This window comes from Bacteroides sp. AF25-38AC (genome assembly GCF_003602995.1).
Taxonomy (GTDB): Bacteria; Bacteroidota; Bacteroidia; order Bacteroidales; family Bacteroidaceae; genus Bacteroides; species Bacteroides uniformis.
On record NZ_QTMD01000001.1, the window covers coordinates 260,829 to 276,483 of the forward strand.

Genomic DNA, 15,655 nt, shown 5'->3' on the forward strand with positions numbered 1-15,655 from the left:
TCCGAAACATAACACACAAAGAACCGAGACCGGCACACCGTACAAAGGACAGCCGTTATCTTTGTAATAAAGACATGAATCATACCGTATGATTACCATAATCATATCGTATGATTCATGCTTTCATACCGTATGATTGTTACCTCTTCTTCTGACCGTACATAGCATCTGTTATTGACGAGCCTACCAGCCCTCCGGCAAGAAAGCAGGTAAAAAAAAGCCTACCGCACGTTTGTTTTTTTCCTTTCCATTTCTTCTTTATTTCCGCATATTGCTTAACTTTACGGCGATAACTACAGAAAACACGTCGCCATGAAGAAATACCTCAAGACCGATGAATGGAACATCATCGAAGACCAATTCCACCCCGACCGTCAACGGATGTCGGAAAGTATATTCAGTCTCGGAAACGGACGTTTCGGGCAACGGGGGTATTTTGAGGAGCCTTACAGCAGTGACAGTTACCGTGGTTCATTTGTGGCCGGCATCACTTTCCTGGACAAAACCCGCGTAGGATGGTGGAAGAACGGATTTCCACCATATTACACCCGTATACCCAAGGCTGCCGACTGGAGCCGCATCAACCTGCGCCTCATCGATGAGGAACTCGATTTGGCAGGCTGGGATGTCGACAGCTTCAACCGCCGCCTGGATATGAAGGAAGGTATCTCCTACCGGGACATGGAGGTGACGTCTCCTCGTGGAAACCAGCTCCGCATCCATGTAGAGCATATCACAAATATGGCAAGACCCAACCTCTGTCTCATCAAGTACAGCGTGTCTTCCATCAACTATACCGGCAGAATCTCACTCGTGCCCATCCTTGACGGGAATATAGTAGACGATGCCGATCTGCCAAACCTGAAAATATGGAACATACTGCGTTCCGGTTCTACCAGCAGCTGTGCCTATCTCTGGACACAGACCCGCCGGGAAGATGCACAAGTGTGCTACGCCATGACTTACCAATTCTTCAAAAACAACAAGGAAACCACTGCCAACCCCATACGGATAGAAAAGGAAAAGCAGACCGGTTTCAGCGTAGGTGCCGACGTGAAACCCGGAGACAACGTGACACTCATCAAATACACCGCCATCGCTTCTTCTCTCTACCACGAACGGAGTGAATTGGTGGAACACTCCGTGGCCGAGGCACGCGAAGCCAAGAGCATAGGCTGGAATACGCTGGTAGAAGAGCATCGAAGGGCCTGGCAGGAAATCTGGGACGAAACGGATGTCGTCATCGAAGGGGACCCGGAAGCGCAACAAGGTATCCGGTACAACATATTCCAACTGTATCAGACTTACCGGGGAGATGATCCGCGCCTAAACATCGGCCCCAAAGGATTCACCGGAGAAAAATATGGCGGAAATACTTATTGGAACACGGAACTGTGTTGTGTACCGTTTTTTCTGCTCTCCACTCCCAAAGAGATTGCAAAGAACTTGCTGGCATATCGGTACAACCAGCTTCCCAAAGCCATCGAAAACGCCCGTAAACTGGGTTTCAAGGACGGTGCAGCGTTGTTTCCGCAGGTAACCAACAATGGAGAGGAATGCCACAGTGAATGGGAAATAACCTTCGAGGAAATCCACCGTAACAATATCATTGTCTATGCCATCGTTCAGCATGCAGCGCTGACGGGCAATATGGACTATATCGCTAAATATGGCCTGGAAGTAATGATTGCCGTCAGCCGTTTCTGGAGACAACGGGTATCCTTCTCCCAACCCAAACAGAAATATGTCATACTGGGGGTTACCGGCCCGGATGAATACGAAAACAATGTGGACAACAACTGGTACACTAACTATTCCTGTATACAGTGCCTCAAGATGACCCTCCGTTTTCTGGAAATGGTGGCACAGCAATATCCAGATGAATATGCCCACATACGCCGCATCACCAATCTCGACCAAGTGAAGGAAAGTGCCCGGTGGAGAGACATCATCGAACACATGTATCTGCCGGAAGACAAGGAACGGGGTATTTTTATCCAAAATGACGGCTATATGGATAAAGTACTGGAAAGTACAGATAACATTCCTGCCGAAGAACGCCCCATCAACCAACATTGGTCATGGGACCGCATTCTGCGCTCTTGCTACATCAAGCAGAGTGACGTGTTGCTCGGACTTTACCTCTATTATTTCTATTTTGACACGGAAACCGTCCGCCGCAATTTCGAGTTCTATGAGCCGATGACCGTACACGAATCCTCCCTTTCTCCCCACATCCATTCCATCCTGGCTGCACGCATCGGCAAAGTGGAAAAAGCTTACCAGCTTTTCCTGCATGCCACACGGCTTGACCTGGACGACTACAACAACGAAGCAGACCAAGGTCTGCACATAACCAGTATGCCCGGCAGCTGGCTGGCCATTGTACGCGGATTTGCAGGTATGCAGGTGCTGAAGGAGACGTTGTGTTTCTCCCCTGTCATACCGCAAAAATGGGACAGCTATTCATTCAAGGTGAATTATCTGAAAAACACACTTCACATACGGGTAGGAAAAGAAATCGAAATCTCGCTTACAGCAGGCAGCAAAGTGGACATACAAGTCTACGGACACCCATATACGCTGGAACGGGGGACGGAATTGAAAATTAATATGCCAATGTGCCAATGACCTGCGGCGTGATAGCGCAGCATAAACATTGCGCAGCCAATTAGCACATTGGCACATTAAATCATCATTTATCCTATAACCGGGAGAACATTTGGTTGTTTTCCCGGTTTTATGTTTTTATATATACCTGAACGAATAACTATATACTTGTTTACCAATGAAAAAAATGTTTCTTTTCGCCCTGGTCATGGCGTTGCTCATCACGTCGTGCGGGCAAAAACAAAAGGGTAGCAATACCCTTATCCGACCGGTGAAGACTGCGCAAGTCAGTTCACAGTCGGTTATCCGCAAAGACTTCTCCGGAATAGTGGAAGCCGTGGAATATGTGAGACTTGCCTTCCGCGTCAGCGGACAAATCATCAGCCTCCCGGTTGTAGAGGGACAGCGGGTAAAAAAGGGGCAACTGATTGCCGCCATCGACCCACGCGACATCTCCCTGCAATATGCAGCCGACAAGGCTGCCTACGAAACAGCTGCCGCACAAGTGGAACGTAACAAACGGCTGCTTGGCCGCCAGGCTATCTCCGTGCAGGAATACGAAATCAGCGTAGCCAACTATCAGAAAGCAAAATCCACTTACGAGTTGTCCGGCAACAATATGCGGGATACGCGGCTGACAGCCCCTTTCGAGGGTTCCATCGAAAAACGGCTGGTAGAGAACTATCAGCGTGTCAATGCAGGAGAAGGGGTTGTACAGCTGGTAAATACACAGAAGCTACGAATCAAGTTCACCGTACCGGATGATTATCTCTATCTGCTCCGTGCCAAGGACGTAAAGTTCAAGGTGGTGTTCGACAGCTACCCCACAGAGGCTTTCGATGCCAGACTGGAAGAGTATCTTGACATCTCCACAGCAGGGACGGGTATTCCGGTGACAATAACAATTGACGACCCGCACTTTGACCGTACACGTTATGACGTAAAACCGGGATTCACATGCAAAATAAAGCTGGCATCGGATGTCGCTCCCTTTCTGGAAGAAAAGCTGATGAATGTACCGTTAAGCGCCGTATTTGGCGACAGTGAAAACCGGAAAACGTATGTATGGGTGGTGGAAGGTAATAAAGTCAGTCGCCGCGAAGTGACCGTTTATTCTCCAACGGGAGAGGCAAACCTGCTTATTTCTAAAGGGTTGGAACCGGGAGAAACCGTTGTGACGGCCGGAGTATACCAGCTGACAGAAGGAGAAGCAATAAAGGTACTAATGTGATTAATCACATTGGCACATTACATTCCCCATTTATCTAAAAAATATTCATTATGAATCTAGCCCAATATTCATTAGACAACACGAAGATAGTCTACTTCTTTCTGGCTGTGCTGCTTATCGGCGGTATACTGTCATTCGGCAGGTTGGGAAAGAAGGAAGACGCACCTTTCGTCATCAAGTCGGCAGTCATCATGACACGCTACCCGGGAGCGGAGCCGGCAGAAGTGGAACGGCTCGTCACCGAACCCATCTCCCGAGAAATACAGTCGATGAGCGGCGTCTACAAGATAAAGTCAGAGTCTATGTACGGACTCTCCAAGATAACCTTCGAACTGCAACCGTCACTCTCTGCCGCATCCATTCCGCAGAAGTGGGACGAACTGCGGCGTAAAGTGCTCAATATACAGCCCCAACTGCCCGCAGGCTCTTCTGTACCGACCGTCTCGGATGATTTTGGAGACGTTTTCGGCATCTATTACGGCCTGGTGGGTGACGACGGTTTCTCTTATGAAGAAATGAGAAACTGGGCGGAACGAATCAAGACACAAGTCATCACGGCAGACGGTGTGATGAAGGTAGCCCTTTTCGGTACACAGACAGAGGTCATCCATATATTCATCTCCGTAAACAAGCTGGCAGGAATGGGTATCGACCCCAAGCAGCTGGCCAGCCTGCTACAATCGCAGAACCAGATTATCAATACGGGTGAAATCAGCGCCGGAGAACAACAGTTACGCATTGTGGCCAACGGTACCTACACGACTGTCGATGATATCCGCAACCAGGTTATCACTACCTCCGGCGGACAAGTCAAGCTGGGTGACATCGCCATCATTGAAAAGGGATACATGGAACCTCCCGGCAATATCATGCACGTCAACGGAAAGCGCGCCATCGGTATCGGCATCTCCACCGACCCGACAAAGGATGTGGTAAAAACCGGTGAACTGGTAGACCGGAGGCTTGCCGAACTCATGCCCCTCATCCCCGTGGGGCTGGAACTGGAAAGTCTGTATCCCGAAAACGTGATTGCCAAAGAAGCCAACAACGGGTTCATCATCAATCTGATAGAATCCATCCTGATTGTGATTGTAATCATCATGCTGGTGATGGGCATGCGTGCAGGAGTACTGATTGGCTCTTCCCTTATATTCTCTATCGGAGGCACACTGCTCATTATGTCGTTTCTTGGCGTAGGTCTGAACCGGACCTCCCTCGCCGGATTCATCATAGCCATGGGAATGCTGGTGGACAATGCCATCGTGGTGACAGATAATGCCCAAATTGCCATTGCCCGCGGCATCGACCGCCGAAAAGCGCTGATAGACGGTGCCACCGGTCCCCAATGGGGATTGCTGGGAGCAACGTTCATTGCCATCTGTTCGTTTCTGCCACTGTATCTGGCTCCCTCTTCCGTAGCCGAAATCGTGAAACCGCTATTCGTAGTGTTGGCCATTTCCCTGGGATTAAGTTGGGTGCTGGCGTTGACACAAACCACTACATTCGGCAACTTCATACTGAAAGCAAAGGCTAAAGATGGTAGCAAGGACCCATACGACAAGCCTTTCTACCATAAATTCGCCTCCATCCTCAGCACACTGATACGCAAGAAGGCGTTGACCCTTGGAAGCATTACAGCACTGTTCATCCTCTCCCTCATCGTCATGGGGCTGATGCCCCAGAACTTCTTCCCTTCTCTGGACAAGCCCTACTTTCGGGCAGATGTATTCTATCCGGACGGGTACAGCATCCGCGAAGTAGAAACCGAAATGAAAAAGGTGGAAGCGCATCTGATGCAGCAGCCGGAAGTGAAACGGGTATCCGTCACATTCGGCAGCACACCGTTGCGTTACTATCTGGCCTCCACTTCCGTCGGTCCCAAACCTAACTTCGCCAATATCCTGGTGGAAGTAACGGACAGCAAATATACCAAGAAGCAGGAAGAGAACCTTGATGCCTACATGAAGGCCAACTATCCCAATGCCATCACCCGTACCATGTTGTTCAAACTCTCTCCTGCTGTAGATGCCGCCATTGAAATCGGGTTCATCGGCAATAACACGGATACGCTGGTCATGTTGACCAACAAGGCTCTGGACATCATGCACCGTGACGGCGAACTTATCAACGTGCGCAACTCCTGGGGCAATAAGATACCGGTATGGCATCCCGTTTACAGTCAGGAGCGTGCACAACCGTTGGGTATCTCCCGTCAAAGCATGGCACAGAGTATCCAGATCGGTACGAACGGCATGACACTTGGGGAATACAGGGAAGGAGACCAGGTACTTCCCGTTCTGTTGAAGGATAAAACTATCGACTCTTTCCGCATCAACGACTTGCGTACACTCCCCGTATTCGGCACTGCACGCGAAACAACCACTCTGGAACAAGTCGTCAGCCGGTTCGACTTCCAGTACAAGTTCTCCAATGTGAAAGACTACAACCGGCAGATGGTGATGATGGCGCAGGCCGACCCACGCCGCGGTGTGAATGCCATTGCCGCCTTCAACCGTATATGGAAGCAAGTGCAAGAAGAGATTGATGTGCCCGAAGGTTACACCATGAAATACTTCGGAGAGCAGGAAAGCCAGGCAGAAAGCAATGCCGCACTGGCAGCTAACCTGCCGCTGACATTCTTCCTTATGTTCGTCACCTTGCTGTTTCTGTTCCGCAGCTACCGGAAGCCGATTGTTATCCTGCTGATGCTGCCGCTTATCTTTATAGGTATTGTACTGGGACTGGTGGTATTGGGGAAATCATTCGACTTCTTCTCCATCCTCGGCTTGCTGGGGCTGATTGGAATGAATATCAAGAATGCCATCGTGCTGGTGGACCAGATTGATACGGAAACCGCTGCCGGAAAAGCACCGCGTGAAGCCGTTATCAGTGCAACGACCACCCGTATTGTCCCGGTGGCCATGGCATCGGGTACCACTATCCTGGGAATGTTGCCGTTATTGTTCGACGCCATGTTCGGCGGCATGGCGGCAACCATCATGGGTGGTTTGCTGGTAGCCTCGGCATTGACACTATTCGTGCTGCCGGTGGCTTATTGCGCCATTCATAAAATCAAGTGAGAGAACATTCAACAATTTACAGTTTACCAATTGAATGATGAAAACAAATATACTTATTCTATCATTACTGTGCTCAGGACTGAATGCCGGGGCACAACAAGCATATCTGAGCCGCGAAGAATACCGCGACAAGGTAGAAGCATACAGCCAGATTCTGAAACAACAGCATCTGAAAACATTCGCCAGTACCGAGGCACGCAAGATTGCCTCCACCGGTTTCCTGCCCCAGATTGACATCACCGCCGAGGGTACCGCCAATCTCAATCATCTGGACCAATGGAACAGTCCGAAAGGAGACTACCACCCTTATACCTATCAGGCACTTGCCACCTTGACGCAGCCGCTTTATACCGGAGGTTCCCTAATAGCCCAAAAGAAAGTGGCGCAAGCCGAAGAGGCACTGGACCAACTTACCACAGAGCTGACCCTCGACCAGATACACTATCAAAGTGACGCCGTCTATTGGAATGCCTCTGCCGCCCGTGCCGGTCTGAAAGCCGCGGCTACCTTTCAGGATATTGTACAACAGCAGTACGACATCATCCAAGACCGCTTTGATGACGGTGCCATCAGCCGCACAGACTTGCTGATGATTTCCACCCGACGTAAGGAAGCCGAATTGCAGTACATCAAGGCACGCCAAAACCATACCCTTGCCCTGCAAAAACTGAATATCCTTATGGGCTCGGAACCGGACGCTCCCATAGACAGCATAGCCGAAATAGATATACCGACTGCTCCCATCATCCCTTTGGGCCTGGATGATGTGCTGCCCCGCCGGGCAGAATATGCCAGTACCTCCGTGAACATCGCCCGCAGTGAAGCGCAACGGCATGCTGCCCTCAGCCGCTACAACCCACAAGTCAGCATGTTCCTCGCCACCGGTTGGGATACGGGAATCGCCTATATGGGGCAGGATGTACCTCATACTCCCGTCGCAGGGGTCAACGTCAGCATCCCCATCTTCCGTTGGGGAGCCCGCTTCAAGACAAACCGCCAACAGAAAGCCTATATCGGCATACAGAAGCTGCAACAAAGCTATGTAACGGACAATATTCTGGAAGAGCTCTCCGCAGCCACCACAAAACTGACGGAAACTGAACAGCAAGTCAAGACGGCCCGGGAGAATATAACACTCGCCGAAGAGAATCTGGGCCTTGTCACCTTCTCTTATAATGAAGGAAAAGCCAGCATGGCAGATGTGTTGTCCGCACAACTCTCGTGGACGCAGGCACACACCAACCTGATTGATGCGTATCTGGCGGAGAAGATGGCGATGGCTGAATATTGGAAGGTGGTTAGTGAATGAAATGCCCCTCAAAGAAAAACATACAAAAAAACTCCGGCATAGCTTTACAAAGCCATACCGGAGTTTCTTTATATTTTTCTTACTGACCGTTTATCCCAGGAATGAAATCAGCACACCCGCCGCAACAGCCGAACCGATTACACCGGAGATATTACTGGACATACAGTAATTCAGCACATGGTTTTTCGGGTCATACTTCGTTGCTATTTCATTGCAGACACGGCTTGCCATGGGTACGGCACTCAGGCCGGTAGCACCAATCAGCGGATTGATCTTCTTCTTGCTGAATAGGTTGAACAGCTTCACAAAGAAAATACCTCCCGTAATGGACAATGCAAATGCCAGGAAACCACCAATCACAATACCGATAGTCGTCCAATTCAGGAATGCCTCACTGGTCATCGTGGCGCCAACGCTCAATCCTAAGAAGATGGTAGCTGCATTCATGATACTATTAGCAGCAGCATCAAACAAGCGGCTTGTATCCGAACCGATTTCCTTAATCAAGTTACCGAACATCAACATACCAATCAAAGGTACTGCTGTGGGCACAAATAAAGCAACAATCGTAGTCACTGCAATCGGGAAGATAATCTTCAATACACGCAGATTCTTAATCTCGGTTTTCGAAGGATACAGCTTCTCCTGCTCCTTCATGTTAATCATCAATTCCTTCTTGGTACAGAACAGCTTCACCACCATCGGAATGATGACCGGTACCAGCGCCATATAAGAATAAGCAGCAATGGCAATCGGTCCCAACAGATGGGGAGCCAGCTTGATGGTAGTAAAGATAGCCGTAGGACCATCGGCACCACCGATAATGCCCAACGCACCTGCTTCCTGCGGAGTGAACCCTATCATCACAGCACAAAGCAGTACGGTGAAAATACCTAACTGCGCAGCCGCACCGAATATGGAGAGACGCAAGTTACGGAGCATCGGACCGAAGTCTGTCAGCGCACCCACACCCATAAAGATAACAGGCGGCAGAAAGCCGGTCTTAATCAGCATATAATAAATGAAGTTCATCAGTCCGAGGTCGTGCGCAATCTCGTGCAACGGCATCTCCCAAATATTCTTCATCACCCCGCCTACCATGACCATTCCGTTTTCATCTGCCTGAATCACCCCCATCTCGCCGCCGGGAAAGTTGGCAATGAGCACACCGAAAGCGATGGGTACCAACAACAATGGTTCATAGTGTTTCTTGATACCTAAATAAAGCAGGATGAAAGCGATGGCATACATCACGAGGAACGACGGATCAGCAATGATGTTGCTGAAGGCCGTCATATCATAGAGTTTTGCAAATATATCTTCCATTATCCTATCTTCATTAATACATCATCTTCAGAAACAGAGTCACCCGGATTGACACAGATGGCAACAACCGTTCCATCAAAGTCTGCGCGGATGGCATTGTATGTCTTCATAGCTTCGATATAGCAGAGGAGGTCGCCACTCTTCACCTTGTCACCCACTTTCAACGGGGTTTCCTGCGCATTCTTTGTCAAGAAGAACTTGCCTTCGAGCGGAGCCGGAACGTCCTGACCTTCGCCTACGGGGGGAGCTGTCACCTTTTCGGTGGCCGAAGCGGGCAGGTCGATGTCACCGTATGCCACCGTCACGCGGTAAGCCTGACCGTCCACCTGCACAGTGAGCGTCTTGGGTTTGGCATCGTCCAGCGGAGACTTGTCACGTTCGGCACGGCGTTTCTCCACATCCTCCAGGAAGTCCTGCTTGGCCTTGCCACTCTTGTAAGCCTCGTATTGAGCCGGGTGCATGGCGTATTCGAAGAGCTCTTCGTCGTCCTCGCCCAGTTCCCACTTGTTCTCCTTCATCAGCTTGCGGTACTTGTCCAGAGCATCGGGATAGTTGTCCTGCGGATTGCCGGTGAAGAACTTGCGTCCTTCGCGTTCGGCCTTCTCTATGATTTCGGGAGCCAGCTGACCCGGCAGCTTACCTGCCTTGCCCAACAGCATATCCCAAATGTCATCGGCAATCATACCCCAGCGTTCCTTGCCTTTCTCCATAGCAATGACGTTCATCATGGAAAGGTTCTTGACGTACTGGCTGAACGGAGTCACCAACGGGGGATAACCCACGCGCGGCCAAACATATGCCACTTCGTTGAACAACTTGATGAGCAGTTCATCCTGCTTCATGAAGGGCAGGTTGCGTTTTGCCTTGTATTTGTTGATGGACTCCAGATTGGATTCCAAGTCTGCCATCAGACTGCCCATCATGCCACCCGGCAGTCCGGGACCAATCAGCAGGGAGTTCATCAGGCGGTTGCGCGGGCTGATGTACAAGCCAAGGAAGTCGTCCATAAACTCCTGGATGAGTGCGCGTACCTTCATATATGCCTCCATATTGACTTCGGGCACCTGGAAGCCTGCATCCTTCAGCATGGCCTGCACACTGAGCAAGTCGGCATGTCCCGTACCCCAGGAAAGCGGCTCCATGCCTACGTCGATATAGTCGCAACCCGCTTCGCACACTTCAAGAATACTTGCCATATTGAAACCGGGACCCGCATGACTATGATACTGGATAGGAATATCGGGATGCGCCGCCTTGATATTGGCCACAATCTTGCCCAAAGAAACCGGACGTCCGATACCTGCCATATCCTTGATGCAGATTTCGTCGGCACCTGCCTTGATAAGCTTCAGTGCCATCTCCGTGTAGTATTCTACGGTATGGATGGGTGAATGGGTGATGCAGAGCGAGCATTGGGAAATCATTCCGGCATCGTGTGCATAGCCAATAGAAGGAATGATATTGCGGGTATCGTTCAGACCGCAGAAAGTACGCGTGATGTCCGTACCTTGCGCTTTCTTCACCTTATAGAACAGCTTGCGCACATCGGCGGGCACGGGACTCATGCGGAGGCCATTCAGGGCACGGTCCAACATGTGGGTCTGGATACCGGCTTCATGGAACGGCTTCGTCCACTCGCGCACGGCTTTATTCGGATTCTCCCCAAACAGCAGATTTACTTGTTCAAAACCTCCACCATTGGTTTCCACGCGCGCAAAACAACCCATCTCAATGATGGCGGGAGCTACTTTCACCAGTTGGTCAACACGGGGTACATATTTTCCGGCACTCTGCCACATGTCCCTGAATACCAAACTGAACTTAATTTCCTTTTTCATACTAAATTATTCGGTGTGTTTTTATATAAGATTATTATTTCAGATTTTTTCTACCTTAGCAACTTTACCCTTACCTTGTGTCACTACTGTTACGGCTGCACTGATAGCTGCCAGAATATTACCGGGGACAGGTGCGGGACCATTTGCCGCAGCTTTAGCCGGTGTCACCTCTTCGGGCGCATATTTATTCACCAATGCAATAAGAGCTTTTCCTAAGTTAATAACAATCAGCAGGATAGCGAAGACTGTTGCCATACCTACCACCATCAGCAAAAGTGCTGTATTCAAGTTTTCCATATTATAAATTATTAGTTATTCAGCCGAATTTACGAAAAATCGCTCGAAATTAGCGATAATCCATTAAAGAAAGGCAGAGAAGAATGATAAAAGATGCTAAAAAGTAAAGCTTCCCGCACAACCAATGAGGCGGTACGGGAAACTTTTAGCATAAAACGGTGTCAGTCATCAATTGCTTTCAAGGAAGGAGAATCAGCCCAACGGATTCTCACCCTGGTCGCCGTCGTTGCCGCCGGGGGTTCCACCGGTATTGTCGCCGGGAGTAGTACCAGTGGAGGTAGAAGTCTTACCCCACTCTTTCCAAACAATCTTTGTATTCACCATGCTGCGGGTAGTCACCTGATTGCCACTATTACGCTCCACTTCGGGCAGGAAACGGACACGTACTCCGTTTATCAGCGAAGCGCTTACCTCCTCAGCCGTCGGCACCCCTCTTTTGGTAGAGGTAGCAGTATAGTAGAAAGTGCCTATACCGTCTATCTTCACAGTACGTCCCTGCCCCATGAAATTGCTCAATACACGCCCCAAGTTCTCCATCACCGCATACGTGTCACCACGGGTCACGGTAGAAATGAAAGACAGTTCATCTGCCACTTCACGGGTAGTAACCGCCTTGCCCCAGGTTACTGATTGAGGATACCACAAATCGTTTACTTTTTTCTGAACTCTTTAAAAAAATGCCATAATCGTAATGTTTTAAATGATTAATAATAGGTATATTCTGTTTCTCTTGTCTCACCCGAGAAGCAGAAGTTTTCATCGTGAGGCCTCAACGATTCAGCCGTCTGCTTTTCTCAAATTCGATGTTGCAAAGTTAGGGTGGGAAACAAGGGAAAACAAGAAAATGGCATCTACAACCGATTTTCACAAATCACTCAAAAACAAAGGATTACAAAAACCATATCTCTACAAGAAGAAGGGGGGAAATAAAGCTTAAATAAGAGGAATAAGGTGATAATCTCTACAAGCGACACACGCAAACCCCTGATAATGAAGCCACCTGTATCTTCCTATCTCTACAAGGTAATTGTTATAAGTTATTCTTTGCAATATGACATCATTTATGAGTTTATGCCAGTGAAAAGAAAGAATAAACACATAGAGAGAATGTGCCTCTCTACGTGTTTGGCTGATTTTACTTTGTTACCGCATTATACAAATCCTGATAGGTTTTCACCACACTATACACCAAAGTTCTATCGGCAGGTTTCGAGCAGGCTGTCAGCCCCAGAAGGAGAATCAGCAGGAGAAAAAGGAAGGTATGTTTCATCTTGAAATTTTGTGTTTATAATAAGTAAGGTGTAAAATCGGTAAGGAACGAGCTTACTTCAACAGTTTTCATAATCAATGCATATTAATCGTTGCAGAAACAAAGGTAACACTTTCTTCCCACAATAAATAAAGAGGTACAAAGTTTTTCATTACTTTGTACCTCCTCTTTTTCTTCGACTTGCATCATTTATAGCCGTGAGTCAGCAAAAATCATATAGCTTAGAACTCACTCGTAAAGTGGAACTTGATATGCTTGAAGTCCATCTGCGCCATCTGCAACACATATCCGCTGTCGGCCAGGAACACATCCCTACCCTCGCGGTCTTTCGCCATGTACTGGTATTTGCGCTTCTTGAAGGCTTCCAACTCCGCCGCATCATCGCTCTCAATCCAGCAGGCCTTATACAGACTGAGCGGCTCCCAACGGCACTTCGCACTGTATTCGTTCTCCAGACGATACTGGATGACCTCGAACTGCAACTGCCCCACCGTACCGATAATCTTACGCCCGTTGAACTGGTTGACGAACAACTGCGCCACACCTTCGTCCATCAACTGGTCGATACCCTTGGCAAGCTGTTTCTGCTTCATCGGGTCGGCATTCTCAATGTACTTGAACATCTCCGGAGAGAAACTCGGAAGTCCCTTGAAGTGAAGCGCCTCGCCTTCGGTCAGCGTATCGCCAATCTTGAACGTACCGTTATCCGGCAGGCCGATAATATCTCCCGCCCAAGCCTCATCGACAGTTGTCTTGCGCTGCGCCATGAACTGCGTAGGCGACGAGAAACGCATCGTCTTGCCATGACGTACATGCAAGTACGGGGCATTGCGTACAAACTTCCCGGAGCAGATTTTGCAGAAAGCGATACATGAACGGTGATTCGGGTCGATATTGGCGGTTATCTTAAAGATGAATCCGGTAAATTTAGGCTCTTCCGGCTCCACCTCACGCTCTTCCGCCTTCACGGGACGGGGACTGGGAGCAATCTCCACAAAGCAATCCAACAGTTCCTGCACACCGAAATTATTCAGTGCCGAACCGAAGAATACGGGAGCAAGCTCTCCTTTCAAGTATTCCTCCTTATCGAATTCGGGGTAAACACCGTCTATCAGTTCCAATTCTCCGCGCAGCTTGTCGGCCAGCTGGGCGCCAATCTGGTTGTCCAGCTCCTCGGTATGGATGTCTACTTCCACCTTCTCCGTCACTACCTGCTTGCTGGGCTGGTAGAGGTTGAGGTTATGCTCGTAGATATTGTAGACACCCTTGAAACGGACACCGCTCTCGATAGGCCACGTCAAAGGACGCACGTGGATGTGCAGTTCCTCCTCCAGTTCGTCCAGCAGGTCGAACGGGTCTTTGGCTTCACGGTCCATCTTGTTGATGAAGATAATCACCGGCGTATTACGCATACGGCAGACCTCCATCAGCTTGCGTGTCTGCGTTTCCACACCTTTCGCACCGTCCACCACGATGATAACGCTATCCACAGCCGTCAGCGTGCGGTAGGTATCTTCGGCAAAGTCCTGGTGACCCGGAGTATCGAGGATGTTGACCTTGTAGTCATGGTAGTCGAACTCCATTACAGAAGTGGTAACGGAAATACCACGCTGTTTTTCAATATCCATCCAGTCCGACGTTGCCGTCTTCTTTATCTTATTGCTCTTTACGGCACCCGCCACCTGGATTTGTCCACCAAAAAGCAACAGCTTCTCGGTCAATGATGTCTTACCGGCATCCGGATGCGCGATAATCGCAAACGTTCTCCGTCTCTCTATTTCGTTGTTATTGGCCATATATCAATTAGTCAGTAATAATCACTCTTCCAAATTCTTCATGCAGACGGCAAGGCTCGCCTCCCAATGGGGTATATCGATGCCGAATGTCTTCTTTATCTTTGTCTTGTCCAACACGGAATAATGCGGACGCGGCGCCTTGGCAGGAAACTCATCCGTATGCAGCGGGCTTACCTTGCAGGTCTTTATGCCGGCCAGGCGATGGATAGCCAACGTGAAATCATACCACGAGCACACACCCTCGTTGCTGAAATGATAGATACCGGGAACAATCCCCCGGTTGACAGCCGCAAAAATGGCACGTGCCAAATCATTGGCATATGTCGGTGTGCCTATCTGGTCGAAGACAACCCCCAGCGTCTCTCGCTCACGTCCCAGACGAAGCATCGTCTTCACAAAATTATTCCCGTAAATGGAATAGAGCCATGCTGTACGGATAATCATGGCACGGCTGCAATGCTTCATCACCGCCTGCTCACCTGCCAGTTTAGTAGAGCCATATACCGAATTGGGGCAAGTGTCCGCCTCTTCCGTATAGGGAGTGTGTCCGGTTCCGTCGAAAACATAATCGGTGGACACTTGTATCAAGGCAGCACCGCAAGCTTCGGCAGCAGCAGCCAGATAGCCAGGAGCGACATGATTCAGCTTGTCGCAAAGTTCCTGATTGTCCTCTGCCTTGTCCACCGCCGTATAAGCAGCGCAATTCACAATCACATCTATCCGGTTACCCTTCACAAACCTGTGCACAGCTTGTTCGTCGCAAATGTCCAATTCCTGCACGTCAGTGAAAAAATAAGCATGTTGTCCGTTTTCTTTCGACAACACTCGCATTTCATTGCCAAGTTGACCGTTGGCACCGGTTATCAGAATATTCATTTAATAAAGTTACACTTATATA

The 15,655-nt window shown here is 49.3% G+C and carries 11 protein-coding genes; 4 read left to right on the top strand and 7 right to left on the bottom strand.

Going from position 1 to position 15,655, the window contains the following annotated elements:
* The first annotated feature begins 312 nt into the window (after window positions 1-312).
* From DWY55_RS01305 to DWY55_RS01320, 4 genes are all read left to right on the top strand, one after another.
* Window positions 313-2,631 carry a family 65 glycosyl hydrolase domain-containing protein gene (locus DWY55_RS01305; RefSeq protein ID WP_005826334.1) on the top strand — a complete coding sequence of 773 codons (2,319 nt, stop codon included), beginning with the start codon at window positions 313-315 and terminating at the stop codon, window positions 2,629-2,631.
* A 157-nt stretch (window positions 2,632-2,788) separates the two neighbouring features.
* Entirely contained in the window at window positions 2,789-3,841 is a 1,053-nt protein-coding gene (locus DWY55_RS01310) for an efflux RND transporter periplasmic adaptor subunit (protein ID WP_009036569.1), read from the top strand.
* A gap of 50 nt (window positions 3,842-3,891) precedes the next feature.
* Entirely contained in the window at window positions 3,892-6,921 is a 3,030-nt protein-coding gene (locus tag DWY55_RS01315; protein ID WP_009036568.1) for an efflux RND transporter permease subunit, read from the top strand.
* Window positions 6,922-6,955: 34 nt separating this feature from the next.
* Window positions 6,956-8,230, top strand: coding sequence for a TolC family protein (locus tag DWY55_RS01320; protein ID WP_117703692.1), 1,275 nt, complete (start codon window positions 6,956-6,958; stop codon window positions 8,228-8,230).
* Window positions 8,231-8,320: 90 nt separating this feature from the next.
* Here DWY55_RS01320 and DWY55_RS01325 read toward each other — a convergent pair whose 3' ends face one another.
* The 7 genes from DWY55_RS01325 to rfbD form a co-directional block, all read right to left on the bottom strand.
* The gene (locus DWY55_RS01325; RefSeq protein ID WP_005826328.1) at window positions 8,321-9,556 is read right to left on the bottom strand and encodes a sodium ion-translocating decarboxylase subunit beta; all 1,236 of its coding nucleotides are present in this window, start codon (window positions 9,554-9,556) and stop codon (window positions 8,321-8,323) included.
* The gene (locus tag DWY55_RS01330) at window positions 9,556-11,394 is read right to left on the bottom strand and encodes a biotin/lipoyl-containing protein (RefSeq protein ID WP_005826327.1); all 1,839 of its coding nucleotides are present in this window, start codon (window positions 11,392-11,394) and stop codon (window positions 9,556-9,558) included. The genes DWY55_RS01325 and DWY55_RS01330 overlap by 1 nt, the downstream gene beginning before the upstream one ends.
* Before the next feature lie 39 nt (window positions 11,395-11,433).
* Window positions 11,434-11,691, bottom strand: a complete 258-nt coding sequence (locus DWY55_RS01335) for an OadG family protein (RefSeq protein ID WP_005826326.1) — start codon at window positions 11,689-11,691, stop codon at window positions 11,434-11,436.
* Window positions 11,692-11,883: 192 nt separating this feature from the next.
* A complete protein-coding gene (locus DWY55_RS01340) occupies window positions 11,884-12,336 on the bottom strand; it encodes an HU family DNA-binding protein (protein WP_243633624.1) in 453 nt (150 codons plus the stop codon).
* 490 nt (window positions 12,337-12,826) lie between these two features.
* Window positions 12,827-12,961, bottom strand: coding sequence for a hypothetical protein (locus DWY55_RS22495; protein ID WP_005826323.1), 135 nt, complete (start codon window positions 12,959-12,961; stop codon window positions 12,827-12,829).
* A gap of 221 nt (window positions 12,962-13,182) precedes the next feature.
* The gene (locus tag DWY55_RS01350) at window positions 13,183-14,757 is read right to left on the bottom strand and encodes a peptide chain release factor 3 (protein WP_005826320.1); all 1,575 of its coding nucleotides are present in this window, start codon (window positions 14,755-14,757) and stop codon (window positions 13,183-13,185) included.
* A gap of 21 nt (window positions 14,758-14,778) precedes the next feature.
* The gene (gene rfbD / locus DWY55_RS01355; protein WP_044468347.1) at window positions 14,779-15,633 is read right to left on the bottom strand and encodes a dTDP-4-dehydrorhamnose reductase; all 855 of its coding nucleotides are present in this window, start codon (window positions 15,631-15,633) and stop codon (window positions 14,779-14,781) included.
* Window positions 15,634-15,655 lie beyond the last annotated feature (22 nt).

What these genes read in the sequence shown, in the direction of transcription:
- DWY55_RS01330 (WP_005826327.1), bottom strand. Translation starts at nt 11,394, where the DNA reads ATGAAAAAGGAAATTAAGTTCAGTTTGGTATTCAGGGACATGTGGCAG.
- DWY55_RS01315 (WP_009036568.1), top strand. Translation starts at nt 3,892, where the DNA reads ATGAATCTAGCCCAATATTCATTAGACAACACGAAGATAGTCTACTTC.
- DWY55_RS01310 (WP_009036569.1), top strand. Translation starts at nt 2,789, where the DNA reads ATGAAAAAAATGTTTCTTTTCGCCCTGGTCATGGCGTTGCTCATCACG.
- DWY55_RS01350 (WP_005826320.1), bottom strand. Translation starts at nt 14,757, where the DNA reads ATGGCCAATAACAACGAAATAGAGAGACGGAGAACGTTTGCGATTATC.
- DWY55_RS01325 (WP_005826328.1), bottom strand. Translation starts at nt 9,556, where the DNA reads ATGGAAGATATATTTGCAAAACTCTATGATATGACGGCCTTCAGCAAC.
- DWY55_RS22495 (WP_005826323.1), bottom strand. Translation starts at nt 12,961, where the DNA reads ATGAAACATACCTTCCTTTTTCTCCTGCTGATTCTCCTTCTGGGGCTG.
- DWY55_RS01335 (WP_005826326.1), bottom strand. Translation starts at nt 11,691, where the DNA reads ATGGAAAACTTGAATACAGCACTTTTGCTGATGGTGGTAGGTATGGCA.
- DWY55_RS01320 (WP_117703692.1), top strand. Translation starts at nt 6,956, where the DNA reads ATGATGAAAACAAATATACTTATTCTATCATTACTGTGCTCAGGACTG.
- DWY55_RS01305 (WP_005826334.1), top strand. Translation starts at nt 313, where the DNA reads ATGAAGAAATACCTCAAGACCGATGAATGGAACATCATCGAAGACCAA.
- rfbD (WP_044468347.1), bottom strand. Translation starts at nt 15,633, where the DNA reads ATGAATATTCTGATAACCGGTGCCAACGGTCAACTTGGCAATGAAATG.